The 22,765-nt window shown below is 73.6% G+C and carries 20 protein-coding genes; 12 read left to right on the forward strand and 8 right to left on the reverse strand.

Annotation, left to right across the window (positions count from 1 at the left end; genetic code table 11):
- Genes ACZ68P_RS00305 through ACZ68P_RS00315 form a run of 3 tightly spaced genes read left to right on the forward strand, consistent with a single transcriptional unit; the run spans position 1 to position 4,102 of the window.
- Positions 1-2,094, forward strand: coding sequence for a putative cobaltochelatase (locus tag ACZ68P_RS00305; RefSeq protein ID WP_471000331.1), 2,094 nt, complete (start codon positions 1-3; stop codon positions 2,092-2,094).
- Positions 2,094-2,702: a cob(I)yrinic acid a,c-diamide adenosyltransferase gene (cobO, locus tag ACZ68P_RS00310; protein ID WP_365719872.1), complete on the forward strand. Its 609-nt coding sequence runs from the start codon at positions 2,094-2,096 to the stop codon at positions 2,700-2,702. Before ACZ68P_RS00305 ends, cobO begins: the two co-directional genes overlap by 1 nt.
- Positions 2,696-4,102 carry a cobyrinate a,c-diamide synthase gene (locus tag ACZ68P_RS00315; protein WP_471000335.1) on the forward strand — a complete coding sequence of 469 codons (1,407 nt, stop codon included), beginning with the start codon at positions 2,696-2,698 and terminating at the stop codon, positions 4,100-4,102. The genes cobO and ACZ68P_RS00315 overlap by 7 nt, the downstream gene beginning before the upstream one ends.
- Positions 4,103-4,104: 2 nt before the next feature.
- On the opposite strand, the gene ACZ68P_RS00320 is transcribed toward ACZ68P_RS00315, so the two are convergent.
- A complete protein-coding gene (locus ACZ68P_RS00320; RefSeq protein ID WP_471000337.1) occupies positions 4,105-4,830 on the reverse strand; it encodes a ZIP family metal transporter in 726 nt (241 codons plus the stop codon).
- A gap of 60 nt (positions 4,831-4,890) precedes the next feature.
- Here ACZ68P_RS00320 and cobC point away from each other — a divergent pair, with 60 nt between their 5' ends.
- Positions 4,891-6,492 carry an Rv2231c family pyridoxal phosphate-dependent protein CobC gene (gene cobC, locus ACZ68P_RS00325; protein ID WP_471000339.1) on the forward strand — a complete coding sequence of 534 codons (1,602 nt, stop codon included), beginning with the start codon at positions 4,891-4,893 and terminating at the stop codon, positions 6,490-6,492.
- Between the two features lie 182 nt (positions 6,493-6,674).
- On the opposite strand, the gene ACZ68P_RS00330 is transcribed toward cobC, so the two are convergent.
- Both ACZ68P_RS00330 and ACZ68P_RS00335 read right to left on the reverse strand, forming a co-directional pair.
- Positions 6,675-7,619 carry an SCO1860 family LAETG-anchored protein gene (locus ACZ68P_RS00330; protein WP_471000342.1) on the reverse strand — a complete coding sequence of 315 codons (945 nt, stop codon included), beginning with the start codon at positions 7,617-7,619 and terminating at the stop codon, positions 6,675-6,677.
- Positions 7,620-7,926: 307 nt separating this feature from the next.
- Entirely contained in the window at positions 7,927-8,646 is a 720-nt protein-coding gene (locus ACZ68P_RS00335; RefSeq protein ID WP_471000345.1) for a siderophore-interacting protein, read from the reverse strand.
- A gap of 78 nt (positions 8,647-8,724) precedes the next feature.
- On the opposite strand from ACZ68P_RS00335, the gene ACZ68P_RS00340 reads away from it, so the two are divergent.
- Positions 8,725-10,938, forward strand: coding sequence for a penicillin acylase family protein (locus ACZ68P_RS00340; RefSeq protein WP_471000348.1), 2,214 nt, complete (start codon positions 8,725-8,727; stop codon positions 10,936-10,938).
- Positions 10,925-11,689: a GNAT family N-acetyltransferase gene (locus tag ACZ68P_RS00345; RefSeq protein WP_471000351.1), complete on the forward strand. Its 765-nt coding sequence runs from the start codon at positions 10,925-10,927 to the stop codon at positions 11,687-11,689. The genes ACZ68P_RS00340 and ACZ68P_RS00345 overlap by 14 nt, the downstream gene beginning before the upstream one ends.
- Here the strand turns inward: ACZ68P_RS00345 and ACZ68P_RS00350 are convergent.
- Complete coding sequence (locus ACZ68P_RS00350; RefSeq protein WP_471000354.1) at positions 11,667-12,761, reverse strand: amidohydrolase family protein; 1,095 nt, start codon at positions 12,759-12,761, stop codon at positions 11,667-11,669. The genes ACZ68P_RS00345 and ACZ68P_RS00350 overlap by 23 nt on opposite strands.
- Before the next feature lie 164 nt (positions 12,762-12,925).
- Between ACZ68P_RS00350 and ACZ68P_RS00355 the strand changes: the two genes are divergently transcribed.
- The 5 genes from ACZ68P_RS00355 (at position 12,926) to thpD (ending at position 17,542) form a co-directional block, all read left to right on the forward strand.
- Positions 12,926-14,026, forward strand: a complete 1,101-nt coding sequence (locus ACZ68P_RS00355; protein ID WP_471002342.1) for a pyridoxal-phosphate-dependent aminotransferase family protein — start codon at positions 12,926-12,928, stop codon at positions 14,024-14,026.
- Positions 14,027-14,409: 383 nt separating this feature from the next.
- Positions 14,410-14,901 (forward strand): diaminobutyrate acetyltransferase, encoded by a 492-nt coding sequence (ectA, locus tag ACZ68P_RS00360; RefSeq protein ID WP_365719854.1) that lies wholly within the window; start codon positions 14,410-14,412, stop codon positions 14,899-14,901.
- On the forward strand, positions 14,898-16,220 hold the full coding sequence (gene ectB / locus ACZ68P_RS00365; RefSeq protein WP_471000357.1) for a diaminobutyrate--2-oxoglutarate transaminase: 1,323 nt from the start codon (positions 14,898-14,900) through the stop codon (positions 16,218-16,220). The genes ectA and ectB overlap by 4 nt, the downstream gene beginning before the upstream one ends.
- A gap of 33 nt (positions 16,221-16,253) precedes the next feature.
- The gene (locus ACZ68P_RS00370; RefSeq protein WP_365719850.1) at positions 16,254-16,652 is read left to right on the forward strand and encodes an ectoine synthase; all 399 of its coding nucleotides are present in this window, start codon (positions 16,254-16,256) and stop codon (positions 16,650-16,652) included.
- A gap of 2 nt (positions 16,653-16,654) precedes the next feature.
- The gene (gene thpD, locus ACZ68P_RS00375; RefSeq protein ID WP_471000360.1) at positions 16,655-17,542 is read left to right on the forward strand and encodes an ectoine hydroxylase; all 888 of its coding nucleotides are present in this window, start codon (positions 16,655-16,657) and stop codon (positions 17,540-17,542) included.
- 93 nt (positions 17,543-17,635) lie between these two features.
- Here thpD and ACZ68P_RS00380 read toward each other — a convergent pair whose 3' ends face one another.
- The 3 genes from ACZ68P_RS00380 to ACZ68P_RS00390 form a co-directional block, all read right to left on the reverse strand.
- Positions 17,636-18,691, reverse strand: a complete 1,056-nt coding sequence (locus ACZ68P_RS00380) for an aminotransferase class V-fold PLP-dependent enzyme (RefSeq protein ID WP_471000363.1) — start codon at positions 18,689-18,691, stop codon at positions 17,636-17,638.
- Positions 18,692-18,760: 69 nt separating this feature from the next.
- Positions 18,761-19,468 carry a DsbA family oxidoreductase gene (locus ACZ68P_RS00385; RefSeq protein WP_471000366.1) on the reverse strand — a complete coding sequence of 236 codons (708 nt, stop codon included), beginning with the start codon at positions 19,466-19,468 and terminating at the stop codon, positions 18,761-18,763.
- A 143-nt stretch (positions 19,469-19,611) separates the two neighbouring features.
- Entirely contained in the window at positions 19,612-21,108 is a 1,497-nt protein-coding gene (locus ACZ68P_RS00390; protein WP_471000369.1) for an aldehyde dehydrogenase (NADP(+)), read from the reverse strand.
- 118 nt (positions 21,109-21,226) lie between these two features.
- Here ACZ68P_RS00390 and ACZ68P_RS00395 point away from each other — a divergent pair, with 118 nt between their 5' ends.
- Positions 21,227-21,997: an IclR family transcriptional regulator gene (locus tag ACZ68P_RS00395; protein WP_471000372.1), complete on the forward strand. Its 771-nt coding sequence runs from the start codon at positions 21,227-21,229 to the stop codon at positions 21,995-21,997.
- A gap of 154 nt (positions 21,998-22,151) precedes the next feature.
- Here the strand turns inward: ACZ68P_RS00395 and ACZ68P_RS00400 are convergent, their stop codons facing one another.
- The gene (locus tag ACZ68P_RS00400) at positions 22,152-22,655 is read right to left on the reverse strand and encodes a cupin domain-containing protein (RefSeq protein ID WP_471000374.1); all 504 of its coding nucleotides are present in this window, start codon (positions 22,653-22,655) and stop codon (positions 22,152-22,154) included.
- Between the last annotated feature and the right edge of the window lie 110 nt (positions 22,656-22,765).

Here is a 22,765-nt window from a genome sequence, read left to right on the forward strand (position 1 = left end):
ATGAGCACCCGGTATCCGTTCACCGCCGTCGTCGGCATGGACGACCTGCGGCTGGCGTTGCTGCTGAACGCCGTCAGCCCGGCGGTGGGCGGTGTCCTCGTACGCGGCGAGAAGGGCACCGCCAAGAGCACGGCCGTCCGTGCGCTGGCGGACCTGCTGCCCGAGGTGCCGGTCGTCGCGGGCTGCCGCTTCAGCTGCGACCCGGCCTCCCCCGACCCCGGCTGCCCCGACGGGCCCCACGAGGCCGCCCCGGCCGCCGCGCGGCCCGCGCGGATGGTCGAGCTGCCCGTCGGCGCATCCGAGGACCGGCTGGTGGGCGCGCTGGACATCGAACGGGCCCTCGCCGAGGGCGTGAAGGCCTTCGAGCCGGGGCTCCTCGCGGACGCGCACCGCGGGATCCTCTACGTCGACGAGGTCAACCTCCTCCACGACCACCTGATCGACCTGCTCCTCGACGCCGCCGCCATGGGCTCCTCGTACGTCGAGCGCGAAGGCGTCTCCGTACGGCACGCGGCCCGCTTCCTGCTCGTCGGCACGATGAACCCCGAAGAGGGCGAGCTGCGGCCGCAGCTGCTGGACCGCTTCGGTCTGACCGTGGAGGTCGCGGCCTCCCGCGAGCCCGAGCAGCGGGTCGAGGTGGTGCGCCGCAGGCTGGCGTTCGACGACGACCCGGCCGCCTTCGCCGCCCGCTGGGAGGGCGAGGAGAGCGCGCTGCGGGACCGGATCACGGCCGCGCGGGCCCTGCTGCCCCGGGTGGGGCTCGGCGACGCGGCGCTCCTGCAGATCGCCGCCACCTGCGCGGCGTTCGAGGTGGACGGCATGCGCGCCGACATCGTCATGGCCCGCACGGCGACGGCGCTCGCCGCGTGGGCGGGCCGGACGGACGTCACCTCCGAGGACGTACGGCAGGCCGCGCTGCTCGCGCTCCCCCACCGCAGGCGGCGCAACCCCTTCGACGCGCCCGGCCTGGACGAGGACAAGCTGGACGAGACGCTGGAGCGGTTCAAGGGCGAGGACGAGGACCCGGATCCGGATCCCGAGGGTCCGGGGCCCGACGGTCAGGGTCCCGACGACGGGCCGGGTGGAGGCGGAGGCGGGGTGCCGCCGCAGGGCGAGGGGCCCGACGGGTCCCCGGAGAGCGCCGGTCCGGCCGAGCCGCCCCGCGAGGCGGAGCCCGAGCCGACGACCGAGCCCGAGCCGGCGGCACAGAACGGACCGGCCCCCGCGCCCGGCGGTGGCGCCGGGCAGCGCGCCGCCGTCCGAGCCGCCGAACCGTTCCGTACGAAGATGCTCAGCGTGCCAGGACTGGGCGAGGGGGCGGCCGGGCGCCGCTCCCGGGCCCGTACCGAGCACGGCAGGACGACCGGGGCCGTACGCCCCCGGGGCGCCCTCACCAAGCTGCACCTGGCCGCGACCGTGCACGCCGCCGCCCCGCACCAGAAGGCGCGCGGCCGCTCCGGCCCCGGCCTGGTGGTGCGACGGGACGACCTGCGGCAGGCCACCCGCGAGGGCCGCGAGGGCAATCTGGTGCTCTTCGCCGTGGACGCCTCCGGGTCGATGGCGGCCCGGCAGCGGATGAGCGCCGTCAAGGGCGCCGTGCTCTCCCTCCTCCTCGACGCCTACCAGCGCCGCGACAAGGTCGGCCTGGTCACCTTCCGCGGCCGGGACGCCGAGGTGGCGCTGCCGCCGACCTCGTCCGTGGACGCGGCCGCGGCCCGGCTCGAACAGCTTCCGACGGGTGGCCGCACGCCCCTGTCGGCCGGGCTCCTGAAGGCCCACGACGTCCTGCGGATCGAGCGGCTGCGCGATCCCTCGCGCCGCCCCCTGCTCGTCGTGGTGACCGACGGCCGGGCGACCGGCGGCGGCCGCGACCCGGTGGCGCTCGCCGCCCGCGCCGCGCGCCTGCACGCCGCCGACGGCACCGCCGCCGTCGTCGTGGACTGCGAGAGCGGGCCGGTGCGGCTCGGCCTCGCCGGGGACCTCGCCCGCGAGCTGGGCGGGACCGCCGTGACGCTGGACGAGCTGCGGGCGGACTCGATCGCCGGGCTGGTCAGAGACGTACAAGTGAACCGCTCCACGAGAAGGGCCGCCTAATGCCGCAGGGACAGCCGACCGTCGTACCCGACGACGGTCTCACCACCCGTCAGCGCCGCAACCGCGCGCTGGTGATGGTGCACACCGGCGTCGGCAAGGGGAAGTCGACCGCCGCGTTCGGCATGGCGCTGCGCGCCTGGAACCAGGGCTGGCCGGTCGGGGTGTTCCAGTTCGTCAAGTCCGCCAAGTGGCGGGTCGGCGAGGAGAACGCCCTCAAGGCGCTCGGCGAGACCGGCAAGGGCGGCACCGTCACCTGGAACAAGATGGGTGAGGGGTGGTCCTGGATCCAGCGCGAGGTCGCCGAGGGCGAGCAGTCGCACGAGGACAAGGCGCGCGAGGGCTGGGAGCAGGTCAAGCGCGATCTCGCCGCCGAGGCGTACAAGTTCTACGTCCTCGACGAGTTCGCCTATCTGCTGCACTGGGGCTGGATCGACACCGCCGAGGTGGTGGAGGTGCTGCGGAACCGTCCCGGGCAGCAGCACGTGGTCATCACCGGCCGCAACGCCCCGCAGGAGCTGGTGGACTTCGCGGATCTCGTCACCGACATGTCGAAGGTGAAGCATCCGATGGACGCCGGCCAGAAGGGCCAGCGGGGCATCGAGTGGTAGCACGTCTCGTCATCGCCGCGCCGTCCTCCGGCGCGGGCAAGACCACGGTCGCCACCGGTCTGATGGCCGCGTTCGCGGGCCGTGGTCTCGCGGTCTCGCCGCACAAGGTCGGCCCCGACTACATCGACCCCGGCTACCACGCGCTCGCGACCGGCCGCCCGGGCCGCAACCTCGACGCGTACATGTGCGGTACGGGCCTGGTCGCGCCGCTCTTCGCGCACGGGTCGCGCGGCTGCGACCTGGCGGTCGTCGAGGGCGTCATGGGCCTGTACGACGGGGCCGCCGACCAGGGGGAGCTGGCGTCGACCGCGCAGGTCGCGAAGTTGCTCAAGGCGCCGGTGGTGCTGGTGGTGGACGCCTCGTCGCAGTCCCGGTCGGTGGCGGCGCTGGTGCACGGCTTCGCCTCCTGGGACCCGGAGGTGCGGATCGGCGGCGTGATCCTGAACAAGGTCGCGACCGACCGGCACGAGCACCTCCTGCGCGAGGCGCTCGGCGAATCCGGGGTTCCGGTCCTCGGGGTGCTGCGCCGGGCGCCCGCGGTGGCGACTCCTTCGCGGCACCTGGGCCTGGTGCCGGTGGCCGAGCGGCAGGCCGCCGCGGTGGCCGCGGTGGCGGCGCAGGCGGAGCAGGTACGTGCCGGGTGCGACCTGGAGGGGTTGCTGGCTCTTGCGCGCAGCGCCCCTGAACTGCACGCCGAAGGTTGGGATCCTTCCGTCGCGGGGCGGCGGTCCGCCGGTGGGTGGGCTGTGCCCACCCGTTCCGCCTCCGCGGAACAGTCGCCCACGACCAGGCCGGTCGTCGCGGTGGCCGGGGGCGCCGCGTTCACGTTCTCGTACGCCGAGCACGCCGAACTCCTGCGGGCGGCCGGGGCGGAGGTCGTCACCTTCGACCCGCTGCGGGACGAGGCGCTGCCCGAGGGCACCTCGGGGCTCGTGATCGGGGGCGGGTTCCCCGAGATGTACGGCTCCGAGCTGTCCGCCAACGAGCCGCTGCGCAAGGCCGTCGCCGAGCTGGCGCGCTCCGGTGCGCCCGTCGCCGCGGAGTGCGCCGGGCTGCTGTACCTCGCGCGGTCGCTCGACGGGGCGCCGATGTGCGGGGTGCTCGACGCGGACGCCCGGATGTCGGAGCGGCTGACGCTGGGCTACCGCGACGCCGTGGCCGTGAGCGACAGTCCGCTCGCCGAGACCGGGGCGCGGATGCGCGGGCACGAGTTCCACCGGACCGTGATCGAGCCGGGGGCGGGCGCCCGGGCGGCCTGGGGGCTGCGGCAGCCGGAGCGGAGGGTGGAGGGGTTCGTGCAGCGGGGGGTGCACGCGAGCTATGTGCACACCCACTGGGCCGGTGCGCCCGGAGCGGCCGCACGCTTCGTCGAGCACTGCGCGAACGGTCCCGTGGCGTGAGGTCAGCCGGAGACGCCCACCACGAGCCAGATGAAGGCCACGCCCCCCACCGTGCAGAGCAGGGTGGAGAGGGCGGGGTGGTCGTGGTGGGCCTCGGGAAGGATCTCGGCCGCGGCGAGGTAGAGCAGGGCTCCGCCGAAGAAGCCGAGGTAGCTGCCGAGAAGTTCCTCCGGAAGGGTGAACAGCAGGGTGGACGCGGCTCCCACGATCGGTGCGCACGCGTCCGCGACGAGCATCAGGACGGCTTTGCGGCGGGCGTTCCCGTACAGGCTGGTGATCGTGTACGTGTTGAACCCGTCGGCGAAGTCGTGGGTGATGACGGCGAGCGCGACGGTGGCTCCCATGCCCCCGCCGACCTGGAAGGCGGCGCCGAGCGCGACGCCGTCCATGAGGCTGTGGGCGACCATGGCGGCGGCCGCGGTCAGTCCCACCTGCGGGACGCGTTCACCGGGGGCGACCCCGTGTGCCGCCTGGCGGACGGCGAGGAGGCGTTCCACCACATGGGCGAAGAGGAAGCCTCCGACGAAGAGGAGCAGGGCCTGCGACACGCCGAAGACCTCGGTGCCGACGGCCTCCAGGGCCTCCGGCAGGAGGTCGAGTCCGACCACGCCGAGCATCAGTCCGCCGGCGAGGCCGAGGACCAGGTGGCGCCGGTCGGTGACGCGCCCGGCCGTCCATCCGCCGAACAGCGTCATGAGGAACGCGCCGAGCGCGACGAGAACGGCCATGCGCCCTTGCTATCGGATCGCGCGGCCTCCGCGCACGTCCGCGCTCGTGCGGGTGCCGTCGTGGCGGGCGTGGGTGCCCGCTCCGGGACGTCGGCGGACGAGGTGCTCGCCCTGCTGGAGCAGGTGGTGCGGGAGGCGGGCCTGACGGCCGCCGACGTGGCGGCGCTGGCCACGCTGGACGCGCGGGCCGGGGATCCGGGCATAGCGGGCGCGGCGAAGCGCTGGGGGCTGCCGGTGCGGGCGTTCGGGTCCGAGGTGCTGGCGTCCGTACCCGTACCGCATCCGTCGTCGGTGGCGGAGGCGGCGACGGGGACGGCGTCGGTGGCGGAGGCGGCGGCTCTGGCGGGAGCGGCGGAGCTGTCCGGCGCGGGAGCGGACGCCGGTACGGCCGCCCCGGGGGGCGCGGGGGCCGAACTCCTCGTGCCGAAGCGGAAATCGCGTGGAGTTACGTGCGCGATCGCCCGTTCCCTCCCGTTTGTGGCGAACGAAGAGTCCATCGCCGCACGGTTGTTGTCCCAGGGACACGGGTACACCGCTGGGAAGGCGGCGTTCGACCCGGTCCCCGAGCTCCGCACTCCCCCCACTCACCACCCCACGGCGGCCATGTATACGCATACGCATTCCGACGCCCATGATCTGCGTCATCACGGTGACGCGGAGGTACGGGACGAGAAGTTGATCGACCTCGCGGTCAATGTCCGGACGCACACGCCTCCGGAGTGGCTGCGGGAGCGGATCGCGGCCTCCCTGGCGGGTCTGGCGGCCTATCCCGACGGGCGGGCCGCGCGGGCGGCGGTCGCCGAGCGGCACGATCTGCCGACCCGGCGGGTGCTGCTCACGTCGGGTGCGGCGGAGGCGTTCGTGCTGCTCGCGCGGGCGCTGCCGGTGCGGCGGCCGGTGGTGGTGCATCCCCAGTTCACCGAGCCCGAGGCGGCGCTGCGCGACGCCGGGCACGAGGTGGGCAGGGTCCTGCTGCGGGAGAAGGACGGCTTCCGGCTGGATCCCGCCGCCGTCCCGGAGGACGCCGACCTGGTGGTGATCGGGAACCCGACGAATCCGACGTCGGTGCTGCATCCGGCGGAGACGATCGCGTCGTTGGCGCGTCCGGGGCGGACGCTGGTGGTGGACGAGGCGTTCATGGACGCGGTGCCGGGCGAGCGGGAGGCGCTGGCGGGGCGGACGGACGTGCCGGGTCTGGTGGTGCTGCGGAGCCTGACGAAGACGTGGGGGCTCGCGGGGCTGCGGATCGGTTACGTCCTCGCCGAGCCGGAGACGGTCGACGCCCTGGAGCGGGCGCAGCCGTTGTGGCCGGTGTCGACGCCGGCCCTGGTGGCGGCGGAGGCGTGCATGTCGCGGCTGGCGCTGGCCGAGGCGGAGCACGCGGCGCACCGGATCGGGGTCGAGCGGGCGCATCTGCTGGCCGGGCTCGCGGAGTTCGACGAGGTGCGGGCGGTCGCGGCGGCGGAGGGCCCGTTCGTGCTGCTCCGGATCGAGCGCGCGGACGCGGTGCGGGAACGGCTGCGGGCGCTGGGCTTCGCGGTGCGCCGCGGCGACACCTTCCCGGGCCTGGACCGGAACTGGCTGCGGCTGGCGGTGCGGGACCGGACGACGACGAACCGTTTCCTGCAGGCGCTTGACCAGGCGCTGCTCGCGGCCGGCTAGCCGACCGAAGCGGCCCGCCGGAGCGGCCGGTGGAGACGGCGGGAGGGGTGGGTGGTGCCGGACGGCACCACCCACCCCTCCCCCGTTCTCCCCGCTGCCCCGTCCGCACCCCCCGGTGCGTTCCCCCCTCAGCCCCCCCTCGGGCAGGTGGGCGGCGGGTCGATCGGCCGCGAACCGGTCGGTCAGCCGCGGGCGCGGATCCGGGCCAGGACGAGGCCCGCGCCGCCGAGGCCGAGCAGGAGCGCGGCGCCGCCGGCCAGATACGGGGTGGTCGAGCTGCCGCCGGTCTCGGCGAGGTTCTGTCCGGCCGGGTTCGAGCCGCCGTTCTGCGTCTGCACGCCACCGCCGTCGGTGGGTTCCGCGGAGGGCTCCGTGGTGGGCCGCTCGGTCGGCCGCTGCGTGGGCCGGGTGTCCTTCGGGGTCTCGCAGGTCGCCTCGGCCAGGGTCAGCACGCCGTCGACCTCGGCCACGTTGAGCTTCAGCGGGTTCACCGCGACCTTCAGCTCCAGGGCGGTGGCCGCCGCCGTGCGCGAGGTCGTGGCCGTCTTCGACAGGTCGAGGGTCACCTCGCCGACCCCGGGGACGGTGACCTTCGTGCGTCCGCCGCTGGTGAGCGTGGTCTTCTTGCCGAGGACCGTCACGTGCCCGAGCACGTTGGACTCGGCGACGGGCTGCTTGCCCGCCTCGCAGACGGCCTTGGAGGTGACCTTCTCGACCTCGATCAGCGAGAGGGCGGGAAGGCCGGGGACGTGCACCCGCGCCTTGGCGAGGTTGACGTACCCCTCGGCCCGCTTCCCCTCCACGGTCGCCTTGGCGGTGGCCACGTCGGCGCGCAGGACGTCGACCGGCTTGCCCTTCTCGACGCCCTCCAGCGTCACGGTGAGCGCCGTACGGTCCGCGCTCTCCGGCGCCTGGACCTCGTTGAGGGAGGCCCGGAGCGGCACGTGCACGGCCTTGTTGAGCAGGGAGACGTCGAGGCCGGTCCGCAGGACGACGGCGGTGGCGCGTCCTTCGCCGCCCGTGGCATGCGCGGGGGCCGCGAGGACCACGGGGCCGACGGCCAGCGCGGCGGCGGTCGCGGCGGCGGCGGTGCGGCGTACGGGCAGGCGGAAGGTGTTGCTGTTCAAGGTGGTGGAACCCCCACAGGAGACATGGCGTCGCCGGCCGCTCACCACGGGGACATGTGGCCGGCGCGGAGTCGACGACTCGAGACACCGGAATCTTTACGCACGGAGAGTGAACCGGCGGACACCTGGCGTCAGTTCACTCCAAAGGGGGGTTTCCGCTTTCGCTTTCGATTCTTTCGGCACACGCGTTCCCTCGCGCCCCGTGCGTCGCGCACATACGGGGCGCGCGACGCACGGGGGAGGCGTTCCAACGAGGGCCGACGACAGGAGGTAACGGCCTGTCAACCCGGCGCCCCCGCGGGAGCCGTCAGGCGGCACGCCAGTAGCCGAGGGAGTGGACGCGCTCCTTGGGCAGCGCCAGCTCCTTGCGCACGTACGTGCCCAGCGTGCGGGTCGTGGCCGTGTCGCAGGCGATCCACACGTAGGGGTCGCTCCCGGTCAGCGCGGGCAGTTCGGCCTTGACGCGCTCGACGAGCGCCGCTCCCCCCCGCTCGCGCGGGACGCGGCGCACCTCGTGCAGGTCCGGGTCGAGCCGGATCGGAAGGTCCTCGTCGGAGTCGTGCGCGGTCTCGAACCAGAGGGTGGCCGGGACACCGGGGACCGCGTCGAGCAGGGAGTTGACGGCCGGCAGCGAAGCGGCGTCGCCGATGACGAGGAGACGCTCCGGAGGCGGCTCGGGGGCGCTGAAGCCGGTGCCCTGGAGGGTGGCGTCGATGGTGTCGCCGGGGGCGCAGGTGCGGGCCCAGCGGCTCGCGGCGCCGTCATGGAGGGCGAACTCCAGGCTGAACGTGCCGGACGCGGGGTCCGGGTCGACGAGGGTGTAGGCCCGCTGGTGCGGTTTGCCGCCGTCCTCGAACCAGAGCCGCACCCACATCGTCGGGTGGACGCCGGCGGCGGCGAGCAGTCCGCCGTCCGTGAGGTGCACCCGGCGGTAGTGCTCGGTGACCTGCTCGGCTCCGGTCACGGTGAACGTGAAGTCCTTGCCGCGCATCAATTTGAGGACGACGCCCTCCCAGCCATGCCCCACCGCGGCCTCCTCCCCTGAAGTCCTGTAGTAATTTAGGTCAGCCTAACCTAAGAAATGCCGGATCGGAGCGGAGTCGCTGTGAGCATCGAGGTCTATCGGGACGCATGGGGCATTCCGCATCTGCGCGCCGCCGATCCGTACGAACTCGCCCACGCGCAGGGTCTGGTGACGGCCCGGGACCGCGCCTGGCAGCTGGAGGTCGAGCGGCACCGGGCGCTCGGCACCACGGCGGCGTTCCTCGGGGCCGACGAGCTGGTGTGGGACTCCTTCGCGCGACAGGCACGCCTTGCCGACACCGCACGGCGCTGCTTCGAGCGTCTCGACCGGCTCGACGCCCGGACGGCGGGGTGGGTACGGGCGTACGTGGACGGCGTCAACGAGGGGCTCGCGGACGGGGCGCGGCGGGCACCGGAGTTCGCCGCGACGGGGCTCGCCCCCGGACGCTGGGAGCCGTGGACGCCGCTGGCGGTCTGGCTGAGCACGCACATCCTGTTCGCCGGATTCCCGGCGAAGCTGTGGCGGGAGGAGGTCGCCCGGCGGCTCGGCGAGGAGTGGACGGAGCTGTTCAACACGGACGGCCCCGCGACCGCGGGCTCCAACGGCTGGGTCGTCTCCGGTGGCCGCACCGCGAGCGGGTCGCCGATCGTGGCGGGCGACCCGCACCGCTTCATCGAGGCCCCCGGGGTCTACCAGCAGATCCGCCTCGCGTGCCCGGAGTACGACGTCGTGGGCTTCGCCGTGCCGGGCGTGCCGGGGCTCGCCCACTTCGGCCACACGGGCGGCGTGGCGTGGGCGATCACCAACGCCATGGCCGACTACCACGACCTGTACCGGGAGCGCCTGCGCCGGGCGGAGGACGGCGGGGTGGAGGCCCTCGGCCCGGACGGCTGGCAGCGCGCGGCGGTGCACACCGAGACGGTGGAGGTCGCGGACGGCCCGCCGGTCCAGGTCGAGGTGGTCGAGACGGCGCGGGGGCCGGTGATCATCGCCGACGCGGGCGGGGGCTCCGGCGCGGAGCCGGGCGCCGACGGCTCCTGGGAGGCGATCAGTCTGCGCTACCCGCCGCGGGTGACCGGTGAGCTGGGCTTCGGTGTCCTGCCCGAGCTGCTCGCCGCGCGGACCGTCGCGGACGTGGACCGGGCCGTCGACGGATGGTGCGAGCCGGTCAACGTCGTCCAGGCCGCCGACACGTCCGGCGGCCTGCTGCACCGGGTGGCCGGCCGGGTGCCGGTCCGCCACCGCGCCAACGGCCTGCGGGTGGTGCCCGCCTGGGATTCCGCCCACGCCTGGCGGGAGGACGCCTCGGCGCCGACGCCGCGCGCCGACGTCGACCGCGACGGGCACGCGGTCATGGCCAACGCCCGGGCCCTGGCGGCCCCCCTCGGCGTCGAGTTCGCGCCCCCGCACCGGGCCGCTCGCATCGACGCGCTGCTCGCGGAGTCGCGGGCCTGGACCCCGCGGGCCATGACGTCCGTCCACACCGACACCGACAACCCCTCCGCGGCCCGACTCCTGGCGGCGATCCGCGCCACGGGGAACGAGCCGCGGACGCAGATCCCCGCCGGGACGGCACCGGGCACCGGCGCCCCGGCCGAGGGGCCGGCCCCCGACGAGGCTCCCGGGGCGACCGGCTCCGCCCCGCTCTCCCCCGGCGCCGCCGCCGTACGGGCACGGTTGCTCGCCTGGGACCGGCGGATGGAGGCCGGGAGCACCGACGCCGGGTTGTACGCCGCCGTGCGGGGAGCCGTCGTGCGGCGGGTCGCCGCGCACCCCGTCTTCGCGGCGCTGCGCGAACCCGCGCCGTATCCCGCCCTGTTCCAGCCGTGGCTCGCGCTCGGGCCCCGGGTGGCCTTCGCCCTGGAGACCCTGCTCGTCTCCGGACCCGTACCGGCCGAGGACATCGCCGCGAGCGTCCGGGAGGCTCTCGAAGAGGTCGCCGAGGGAGCGGAGCCGGCGGCCTGGTGCGCGACCCACCGGCTCGCACCCTGGCAGGCCCTGCCGGACCCGGACGACGCCCAGTGGCCCGGGCTCGGCGGGGACCACGACTGCGTGCTGTCCACGTCCAGCGTGCCCGGCTACACCGACCGCAGCGCCCGCGCCTCGGCCGCCCGCTACGTCTGGGACCTCGCCGACCGGGCCGACAGCCTCTGGGTGGTGCCGTTCGGCGCCTCCGGCGTCGCGGGCGACCCCCACCACCGTGACCAACTCCCGCTGTGGCTGCGGGGCGAGCTCGCCCCCGTCACCACCGACTGGCACCACCTCACCAAGGAGCACCCCCGTGACGACCACTGACCCCCTCCGTCTCCAGACCGTCGAGGGCTTCGGCACGGTCCGCGTCGACCCCGTCGACCCCGACCGCGACGCCGTCCTCATCCACGGCTGGGTCAACGAGGACCGGGCCCGGTTCTGGGGGATGGGCGGCACGACCGTCGAACAGGTGCGGGAGGTCTACGCGCACCTGGACTCCCTGACCACGCACCACGGCTTCCTGGTCCGGCGGGCCGGCGTGCCGGTCGCCCTCTTCCAGACGTACGACCCCGCGGCCGACCGGGTCGGCGAGTGCTACGACGTGCTGCCCGGGGACGTCGGCGTCCACCTGCTGATCGCGCCGAGCGCGGCACCGGAACGGGGTTTCTCCGCCGGGTTGCTCACCGCCCTGACCGCCTTCACGCTGGCCCGCCACGTCCGCGTGGTCGCCGAGCCCGACGCGGCCAACGAGAAGGCCATCGCCCGGCTGGTGCGCTCCGGCTTCGAGCTGGGACCGGAGGTCGTGCTGCCGGAGGTGGACCTCCCCGAGATCTTCCTGCCGGAGAAGAGGGCGCGCCTCGCCTTCTTCTCCCGCCGCCAGGCGGCAGGCGCGGGGGAACCCCGCCGGATCGTGACCGAGAAGGGCGCGGCCGAACCGGCCAGGACCGGCCGGAGCCGCCGGCCGGCCCCGGTCCCGCCGGCCGCGACCGGTCCGGCATCCGGCGCGGACGACTCCGGGCGTCGGCGGCCCGCCCCGCCGGTCCGGCCCGGTGTCAGCCGATCACCCGTCCGTTGACGATCACCCGTCGCGGCGCCGCCAGGACGCGGACGTCCGCGCGCGGGTCGTCGTCGTAGACCACCAGGTCGGCCGGGGCCCCCTCCTCCAGGGAGGGGCGCCCCAGCCAGGACCGGGCCCCCCAGGCGGTCGCCGAGAGTGCCTCGATCGGCGGGATGCCGGCCTTGACCAGCTCCTCGACCTCGGCCGCGACCAGGCCGTGGGCCAGGGAGCCGCCCGCGTCCGTGCCGACGAAGACCGGCACGCCCGCGTCGTACGCCGAGCGGACGGTGTCGTAGCGGCGCTCGTGCAGCCGCCGCATGTGCGCCGACCAGCGCGGGAACTTCTCCTCGCCGCCGTCGGCCAGCCGCGGGAAGGTGGCGATGTTGACGAGCGTCGGGACGATCGCGACACCCCGCTCGGCGAAGAGCGGGATGGTGTCCTCGGTGAGGCCGGTGGCGTGCTCGACGCAGTCGATGCCCGCCTCCACCAGGTCCCGCAGCGAGTCCTCGGCGAAGCAGTGCGCGGTCACCCGTGCCCCGAGCCGGTGCGCCTCCGCGATCGCCGCCTCGACCTCGGCGCGCGGCCAGCAGGCGGTCAGGTCGCCCGCGTCGCGGTCGATCCAGTCCCCGACGAGCTTGACCCAGCCGTCACCGCGCCGGGCCTCCCGGCCGACGTACTCCACCAGGTCCGCCGGTTCGATCTCGTGCGCGTAGTTGCGGATGTAGCGGCGGGTGCGGGCGATGTGGCGGCCCGCGCGGATGATCTTCGGGAGGTCGTCGCGGTCGTCGATCCAGCGGGTGTCGGAGGGCGAACCGGCGTCGCGGATGAGGAGCGTGCCCGCGTCGCGGTCGGTGAGGGCCTGCTTCTCGCTCGTGGCGTCGTCGACGGGGCCGTGCCGGTCGAGGCCGACGTGGCAGTGCGCGTCGACGAGGCCGGGCAGGGCCCAGCCCGTCACGGTCAGCGTCTCGTCCGGCCGCCCCGAGGGGCGCTCGAAGGTGATCCGTCCGTCGACGGCCCACAGCTCGTCCCGCACGTCCTCCGGGCCGACGAGCACCCGCCCCTTCACATGCACCACCACGTGATCGCTCATGCCTGCACTGTACGAGGGGCGTGCGAGCCGCCGGAACGGGCTCCCGCCGCGTGCCGGCCCCCGCCGCCGGCCCGGCGCGGCCCCCGGCGCCGGGGGCCCTCTCGGTACGCTGAGCCGAAGCTCCACCTGCATCGAACTGAGTCGAAGAAGGCACCGCCGTGACCGTGACACACCCGTTCCTGGACCTGGCCCCGCTGACCGCCGCGCACTTCGCGTCCATCGAGCGGCGGGTCGCCGCGCTGCTCTCCACCGAGCAGGACGTGGTGATCACCCAGGGCGAGGCGCTGCTCCCCCTGGAGGGCTGCATCCGCAGCGGCGCGCGGCCCGGCTCGACCGCGCTGAACATCGTCACCGGCCCCTACGGACAGACCTTCGGCGACTGGCTGCGGGACTGCGGCGCGACCGTCGTGGACCTGGCGGTGCCCTTCCACACGGCCGTGACGGCCGCGCAGGTGGAGCGGGCGCTCGCCGAGCACCCGGAAATCGACTTCGTCTCCCTCGTCCACGCGGAGGCGGCCACCGGCAACACCAACCCGGTGGCCGAGATCGGCGAGGTCGTGCGGGCGCACGGTGCGCTGTTCTACCTGGACGCGGTGGCGTCGATCGGTGCCGAGCCGGTGCTGCCCGACGCCTGGGGCGTCGACATGTGCATCATCGGCGCGCAGAAGGCGATGGGCGGCCCGGCCGGCGTGTCGGTGGTCTCGGTCAGCGAGCGGGCCTGGGAGCGGTTCGCCGCGAACCCGCGGGCTCCGCGCCGCTCGTACCTCTCCCTCCTCGACTGGAAGGAGCGCTGGATCGACGGCGGCCGCAGGGCGCTGCCGCATGCGCCGGCGCAGCTGGAGATGCTGGCCCTGGAGGCGTGCCTGGAGCGGATCGAGGCCGAGGGCCTGGACACCCTCATGGGGCGCCACGCGGCCGCGGCGGCCGCGACCCGCGCGGGCGCGCTGGCGCTGGGCGGGGGCCTGGAGCCGTATGTGTACGAGGCGGCGGACGCGGCCCCGGTCGCGACGACGCTGCGGTCCCCCGCGGGTGTGGACGCCTCCGAGCTGGTGGCCCGGGCGCTGGCCGTGGATCCGTCGCTGCCGCTGATCGCGGGCGGGGGCGCGCTGGCCAAGGAGATGATCCGGGTCAACCACTACGGCGCGGCCGCGACCCGGGACGTGGTGCGCTCCTCGCTGGAGGCGCTGGGTGCCGCGCTCGACGCGACGGGCCGGACGGCCGATCCGCAGGCCGCGCGGCGCGCGGTCACGGAGGTGTGGGCGTAGCGGACAGGCCCGGCCCGGGCGCGGGCCGGGCACGCGAAATGCCGCGACCGGCTTCCCGGTCGCGGCATTTCGCATTTCCGAAGAGAAAAGCGGGCGCACACCGCGCAAGCGAATTCCCTTTCAATATGCCTTTACGTCACCGGACTCTTATGCCCCGAATCCGCGACCGCAAACGCAGGAGTTCCATCAGCGTTTCCCGAGGTTGTTGATGTTGTGACGGACTCCACACCGTGCCCGTTTTGCGGGGGTATTTACGGGCAAATCGGTCGGCTTTCGCGCTCGCGCGAATAACATGTCCCGCACGCTTTGCCCACCCCTGCGGGAGGTGCAATCGAGAATTTCGCTGGGTAAATTCCCTCTGCATGACCGCCGCACAAGCAGCCATGACCGTAGAAAGCCCACGAGTAGAGGACGGAGCCGCGATCTGGCGTATCGCCCGCGATTCCGAGGTACTGGACCTGAACTCCTCGTACAGCTATCTGCTGTGGTGTCGCGACTTCGCGGCCACGTCCTTGGTCGCACGCGACGCCGACGGGGAGCCGATCGCCTTCGTCACCGGATACCTGCGGCCCGACCGTCCCGGCACCCTCGTCGTCTGGCAGATCGCCGTCGGCGACGGGCACCAGGGGCGGGGCCTCGCCGGGGTGCTCCTCGACGCGCTGACCGCGCGGATCGCGCCCGACGCCGTCGAGACGACCGTCACCCCGGACAACACGGCCTCCGACCGGCTCTTCACCTCCTACGCCCGGCGCCACGGGCTCCGCCTGGAGCGCGAGGTCCTCTTCGACGGAGGGCTGTTCCCCGACGGCGCCGCCCACCAGCCCGAAGTCCTGTACCGCATCGGCCCCTTCCAGCCCACAGGAGAATCGCTGTGACCATCACCCCTCCCGCGCACCCGGCTCCCACCGCCCTCGGCCGAGCGGCTTACGACGGCGCCGACTCCGCCCTCAGCGTCTTCGAAAGCCTGGAGTCGGAGGTGCGCAGCTACTGCCGCGGCTGGCCCACCGTGTTCGACCGCGCCCAGGGCGCCCACCTCGTCGACGAGGAGGGGCACACCTACCTCGACTTCTTCGCCGGGGCCGGTTCGCTCAACTACGGCCACAACAATCCCGTGCTGAAACGGGCCCTCATCGACTATCTGGAACGCGACGGCATCACGCACGGTCTCGACATGGCGACCACCGCCAAGCGACGCTTCCTGGAGACCTTCAAGGAGGTCGTCCTCGAGCCCCGCTCGCTGCCGTACAAGGTGATGTTCCCGGGGCCGACCGGCACCAACGCGGTGGAATCCGCGCTGAAGCTGGCCCGTAAGGTGAAGGGCCGCGAATCCGTGGTCTCCTTCACCAACGCCTTCCACGGCATGTCGCTCGGCTCGCTCGCCGTCACCGGCAACGCCTTCAAGCGGGCCGGCGCCGGTATCCCGCTGGTGCACGGCACCCCGATGCCGTTCGACAACTACCTCGACGGCCAGCTTCCGGACTTCCTCTGGTTCGAGCGGCTGCTCGACGACCAGGGCTCCGGACTCAACAAGCCCGCCGCCGTGATCGTGGAGACCGTTCAGGGCGAGGGCGGCATCAACGTCGCCAGGGCCGAGTGGCTGCGGGCGCTCGCCGACCTGTGCCGCCGCCAGGACATGCTGCTGATCGTCGACGACATCCAGATGGGCTGCGGGCGGACCGGCGCGTTCTTCTCCTTCGAGGAGGCCGGCATCACCCCCGACATCGTCACCCTGTCGAAGTCGATCAGCGGGTACGGCCTGCCGATGTCGCTGTGCCTGTTCCGGCCGGAGCTGGACGTGTGGGAGCCGGGCGAGCACAACGGCACGTTCCGCGGCAACAACCCCGCCTTCGTCACCGCCACGGCGGCGCTGGACGCCTACTGGGCCGACGGCCAGATGGAGAAGCAGACGACGGCGCGCGGCGAGCAGGTCGAGCAGGCGCTCCTCGCCCTCTGCGAGGAGAACTCCGCCGACGGCGCCCACTACCGCGGCCGCGGTCTCGTGTGGGGCCTGGAGTTCGCCGACCGCACGCGGGCGTCGAAGGTCTGCGCGCGCGCCTTCGAGCTGGGGCTGCTGCTGGAGACCTCGGGCCCGGACAGCCAGGTCGTCAAGCTGCTGCCGCCGCTCACCATCTCGCCCGACGAGCTGGACGAGGGGCTGCGCACGCTGTCCCGCGCGGTCCACGAGACCGCCTGATCCACCCGTACACCCTGAGGAGTTGCACCCACCGTGATCGTCCGATCGTTCAAGGACATCGAGAACACCGACCGCCATGTCAGGGCCGCGTCCGGCACCTGGGAGAGCAAGCGGATCGTCCTCGCCAAGGAGAAGGTCGGCTTCTCGCTCCACGAGACCGTGCTGTACGCGGGCACCGAGACGTCCATGTGGTACGCCAACCACATCGAGGCCGTCCTGTGCGTGGAGGGCGAGGCCGAGCTGACGAACGACGAGACCGGCGAGACGCACTGGATCGAGCCCGGCACCATGTACCTGCTCGACGGCCATGAGCGCCACACGATGCGCCCGAAGACCGACTTCCGGTGCGTCTGCGTCTTCAACCCGCCCGTCACCGGACGGGAGGACCACGACGAGAACGGGGTGTACCCCCTGCTCACGGAGGAGGCCTGATCATGACCGACGTACTCACCGACAGCACGAACACGACCGACCTCTACCCGACCCGTGGCGCCGCCGAGGTGCTCACGCCCCGGCGTGACCCGGTGGTGTGGGGACGGGGCGGCCCCGGCCTGGAGTCGTACGAGCGGGACGGCTTCCTCGCCCAGCCGGACCTGCTGACCGACGACGAGGTGGCGGTCTACAAGGGCGAGCTCGACCGGCTGATCGCCGACCCGGCGGTACGCGAGGACGAGCGCTCGATCGTGGAGCCGAAGTCCGGCTCCGTCCGGTCGGTCTTCGAGGTCCACCGGATCAGCGAGGTCTTCGCACAGCTCGTGCGGGACGAGCGCGTGGTGGGCCGGGCCCGCGAGATCCTCGGCTCGGACGTGTACGTCCACCAGTCGCGGATCAACGTGAAGCCGGGCTTCGGCGCGTCCGGGTTCTACTGGCACTCGGACTTCGAGACCTGGCACGCCGAGGACGGGCTGCCGAGGATGCGGACCGTGTCGGTGTCGATCGCGCTGACCGAGAACCACGACACCAACGGCGGTCTGATGATCATGCCGGGCTCGCACCGGACGTTCCTCGGCTGCGAGGGCGCCACCCCGAAGGACAACTACAAGCGTTCGCTCCAGATGCAGGACGCGGGGACGCCGTCCGACGAGGCGCTGACGCGCATGGCGGACGCGCACGGCATCCGGCTGTTCACCGGCCGCGCGGGCTCGGCGACGTGGTTCGACTGCAACGCCATGCACGGCTCGGGTGACAACATCACGCCGTATCCGCGCAGCAACGTCTTCATCGTCTTCAACAGCGTGGAGAACACGGCCGGCGAGCCGTTCGCCGCGCCGGTGCGGCGACCGGAGTTCATCGGGGCGAGGGACTTCACACCCGTACGGTGACGGGCGCGGGCCCGGGAGACGACCGCGGACGCCCCCGGACATCAGGCATGGCCTGGCGTCCGGGGGCGTCCGCGCGTCCGGCCGCGCCGGCGGTCAGCCGCCGATGACCTCCAGGGCGCGGTCCACGTCCGCCGAGCCGTTGTAGAGGTGGAAGGAGGCGCGCAGGTTGCCCGCGCGGGCGGACGTCAGCACGCCGGCCTCGCTCAGCGCGGCCTGCCGTTCGCCGAGGCCGGGGACGGCGACGATGCCGGAGTCGTCCGGCACGGGCGCGTGCCCGAGAGCGATGAGCCCGTCCCGGAAGCGGGCGCCGAGCGCCTTGTTGTGCGCCTCGATCCGCTCGATGCCGATCTCCTCGAGCAGCGCCAGCGAACGGGCGGCGCCGTGGTACGAGAGAAAGGCCGCCGGCTCGTCGAACCGGCGCGCGGAACGGGCCAGTTCACGGACCGGACCGTAGCTGTTGACCCACAGCTCCTCGCCGGTGACCCAGCCGGCGTGGATCGGCAGCAGCGAGTCCTGCGCCTCCTGAGTGACGGTGAGGAAGGACGCCCCGCGCGGGCAGAGCAGGTACTTGTACCCGCCCGCCACGGTGTAGTCCCAGTCCCCCGCCCGCAGCGGCAGCCAGCCGGCCGACTGGGTGGCGTCGAGCAGCGTACGGGCGCCGTGGGCGGCGGCCGCCGCCCGGATCGCCGCCATGTCGGCCGTGCGGCCGTCCGCCGACTGCACGCAGGAGAAGGCGACGAGCGTGGTCTCCGGCCGGACGGACTCCGCGAGCCGCTCCAGGGGCACGAACCGCGTCTTGAGGTCGCCGCGCACGGTGAACGGGGTGATGAGGGAGCTGAAGTCGCCCTCGGGGAAGAGGATCTCCGCACCGGCCGGCATCGACTGGGCGATCATGCCGATGTGGACGGAGACCGAGCTGCCGACGGCGACCCGGTCCGGCCCGACCGCGGCCAGCCGGGCGAAGGCGGCCCGGGCCTCGTCGACGATGTCGAAGCTCCCGGCGCCGTCGGGGCGCCCGGCCGCGGTCTCCTCGGCGAGTACGGTGATCGCCTCGATGGTCCTCCGGGGCAGCAGCGCGCAGGCGGAGGTGTTGAGATAGGTCTGCTTCGGCGCGAACTCGGCTCCGCCGAGGGGGTCCAGGGATTCCATGGGACCAGCCTGGATTCCCCCCGACCTCGCGTCAATGACGAGAGATCCGGGGGAAAACCCAAGCGTCGCTTATACGTCACAGTTTCCGTCGACGTCACAGGCGGCTCCGTCGGCGGCGGGGCCGCCGACCGGCTGCGGAACACGGCCGTCCCACGCCTGCTCCAGCGCCCGGGTGAAGACCTCGGCGGGCTGACCGCCGGAGATGCCGTAGCGGCGGTCGAGGACGAAGAACGGCACGCCGTTCGCGCCGAGTTCGGCCGCTTCCCGCTCGTCCGCGCGCACCTCGTCGGCGTACGCGCTCGCGTCGGCGAGGACCGCCCGGGCCTCGGCCCCGTCCAGACCGGCCTCCACGGCGAGCGTCACCAGGGTCTCGGCGTCGAAGACGGACCGCTCCTCGCCGAAGTTGGCGCGATAGGCGAGGTCGAGCAGCTCGTCCTGCCGGCCGCGGGCCTTGGCCAGGTGCAGCAGCCGGTGGATGTCGAAGGTGTTGCCGTGGTCGCGGCCCTCGGTGCGGTAGGCGAGGCCCTCGGAGTGCGCGTTGGAGGCGACGTGGGCCTCCATGGCGCGGGCCTCCTCCAGGGTGCGGCCGTACTTCTCGGCGAGCATGTCGATCACCGGGGCCGTGTCGCCCTGGGGCCGGTTCGGGTCGAGCTCGAAGGAGCGGTGCACCACCTCGACGTCGTCCCGGTGGGCGAAGGCCGCCAGCCCCTTCTCGAAGCGGGCCTTGCCGATGTAGCACCAGGGGCAGGCGATGTCGCTCCAGATCTCGACGCGCATGTTCTTGCTTCTCTCCGGGGTGGCGGGGTGATGTCGTGGGATGTTCCCAGGTCGGAACGTTCCCGCCCGCCGGATTCATTCCGGCCGGAAGGGTCCGGCGCGCGCACGGTGCGCCCGTGCGCGCGCCGGGCCCCGCCAGGACCTCAGCGGCGCGGCAGCCCCAGCGGATTGCCGTCGCGCAGCTCCGGCGGGAGCAGGTGCTGGGGGGTCGACTGGTAGGTGACCGGGCGGAGCCAGCGCTCGATCGCGGTGGCGCCGACCGAGGTGGAGGTGGAGGTGGTGGCCGGGTACGGGCCGCCGTGGTGCTGGGCGCCCGCGACCGCCACGCCCGTCGGCCAGCCGTTGACGAGGACGCGTCCGGCCAGTGGCGTCAGCTCGCCGAGCAGGGCGGGGGCGTCCGGGTCGTCGTCGGTCGCCATCTGCAGGGTCGCCGTGAGGTTGCCGGGAAGCCGGGAGAGGATCTCGCTGATCTCCTCGCGGGAGGAGTAGCGGGCGATCACGGTGACCGGGCCGAAGCACTCCTCCAGGAGCAGTTCGTGCCCGCCCTTCAGCAGGGTCCCGGCATCGACGGTCAGCACGCCCGCGCTGACGGTGTGCTCCCCGCCGGCGCCGGGGGTGACGGGCGCGGCCACCCCGGGGAGCCCGGCCCGCTCCCGGACGCCGTCGACGAAGGCGCCGCGCATCCGGTGGTCGAGCATCACGCCGGGCTCGGTCTCGCTCACGGCGGCCGTGAGCGATCCGATGATCCCGTCGCCGGCCTCGCCCGCGGGAGCCAGGACGAAGCCGGGCTTGGTGCAGAACTGGCCGGCGCCCAGGGTCATGGAGCCCGCGAGGCCCGCCCCGAGCTCCTCGGCCCGCTGGCGGGCCGCCGCGTCGGTGATCACGACGGGGTTGAGCGAGCCGAGTTCGCCGTGGAAGGGGATGGGCACGGGCCGGGCCGCCGCCGCGTCGAAGAGCGCCCGGCCGCCCCGTACGGAACCGGTGAAACCGGCCGCCGCGACCAGGGGGTGGCGGACCAGCTCCACGCCGGCGTCGAAGCCGTGCACCAGGACGACGACGTCCTCCGGCAGCCCGACCACGGCCGCGGCGCGGCGCAGCAGGGAGGCGCAGAGCTCGGAGGTGGCCGGGTGGTCGGGATGGGCCTTCACCACGACGGGGCAGCCGGCCGCGAGCGCGCTCGCGGTGTCGCCCCCGGGGACGGAGAAGGCCAGCGGGAAGTTGCTGGCGGCGTAGACGGCGACGACACCGAGCGGGATCTTCCACCGCCGCAGGTCGGGGGTGGGCGGGGTGGTCGTCGGATCGGGCAGGTCGATCCGTACGTCGAGGAAGGCGCCCTCGTCGACCACGGCCGCGAAGGACCGCAACTGCGCGGTGGTGCGCGCGAGTTCGCCGGTCAGCCGGACCGGCCCGAGGGCGGTCTCGGCGTCGGCGGCCTCGATGACGTGCGCGGCCGCCTCGTCGAGGAGGTCCGCGGCGGTACGGAGCAGGGCGGCCCGCGCCGTACGGTCGGCGAGCGCGTCCCGTACCGCGTGCGCGGCCCGCACCGCCTGGTCGACCTCCGCCGCTGTGGCCTCCACCGCAACCTCTTCGCGCGGCTTCCCCGTCCGGGGGTCCACACTCCACACTGATTCAGCCGCCACCGACACGCCCCTCTTCACGACCTGTTCGCTATTCTGAACACGGTTCCTGTAGATGAATGGGACTCTATTGACGGGCGGGCCGTCTCCACAAGAGGCGGCGGCGAGAGGGGCGAGGGTGATGTCGACGGCCGACACCGGTGGGTCACAGGTCAAGTCAGCTGTACGGACGGTGGAACTGCTCGAGTATTTCGCCGGGCAGCCCGGGATGCACTCCCTCGCCGCCGTCCAGGAGGCGGTCGGCTACCCCAAGTCCAGCCTGTACATGCTGCTGCGCACCCTGGTCGAGCTCGGCTGGGTGGAGACCGACTCCACGGGGACGCGGTACGGCATCGGCGTCCGGGCCCTGCTCGTCGGCACGTCGTACATCGACGGCGACGAGGTGGTGGCCGCCGCCCGGCCCACCCTGGACCGGCTCTCCGACGACACCACCGAGACCATCCACCTGGCGCGGCTCGACGGGACCAACGTCGTCTACCTGGCGACCCGTCAGTCCCAGCACTATCTGCGGCCGTTCACCCGCGTCGGCCGCCGGCTCCCGGCCCACTCGACCTCGCTGGGCAAGGCGCTGCTGGCCACCCACAGCGACGAGCAGGTGCGCAAGATGCTGCCGGAGACGCTGCCGGCGCTGACCGAGCACACCCTGACGGACCGCGAGAAGCTGATCGAGGAGCTGCACCTCATCCGCGAGCAGGGATACGCGGTGGACCGCGAGGAGAACACCCTCGGACTGCGCTGCTTCGGCATCGCGATCCCCTACCGGACGCCCGCGCGGGACGCGATCAGCTGCTCGGTGCCGGTGGCGCGGCTCACCCCGGGACACGAGCAGATGATCAAGGACGCGCTGTTCGACGCCCGTGACCGGCTGACGCTGGCGACCCGCAGGCTCTGACCGCAGCGCCCCGGGCCTGACCGGAGCACCCCGGCCTGACCGCAGCGCGCCGGGCCTGCGCGGGCCGTTGCCAGGGCCGGTGCCATGCGGACCGCCGCCCGGCGGTGCGGTGCGTGGCCCGGCGGTGCGGTGCGGGCCGCGGCTCGGCGGCCCGTCACCGCTCGGCGAGCGCCTTCTGCCAGACCGGGCTGTCGACGTAGTGGTTGTCGAAGCGCTCGGAGGACTCCTTGATCTCCTCGAAACTCGCCTCGCCCCGCATCACCCGGCCGAGCAGCCGCAGATAGTCGAAGCGGGCCATGCCCGGGGTGAAGACGAACAGCACGTCGGCCTCGGCGCCCGGCGCCGCCGCGAAGGCATGCGAAGTGTGCGGCGGCACGAGCAGGAAGTCGCCCTGCTCCAGGACGCTCAGCTCCTCGCCGACCAGGACCTGGAGCGAGCCGCCGAGCACGAAGAACATCTCCGAGGCCCTGGTGTGGAAGTGCGCCGGGGCGCCGACGGCCCCCTTCGCGAAGGACGAGCGGTAGCTGGTGAGCAGACCGCCGGTGGTGTCGGAGTCGGCGAGGAGGGTCATCACGCTGCTCGGGTCGGCCGTGGTCTCGGCGTCGGCGGCGCGGGTCAGGAGCGGGGCGAAGGACTTCGGCGTGGTGATCTCGTTCATGAAGATCACCTTACGTAGCTGACTGACCCGACGGGAGGTGCATTCCGTGACCGAAAAGATCGGTCAATCAACGCTTCCGAGGGCCGGACGACCACCGCCTCCCCCGCGCG

It is taken from the genome of Streptomyces sp. NPDC036822, assembly GCF_055609145.1.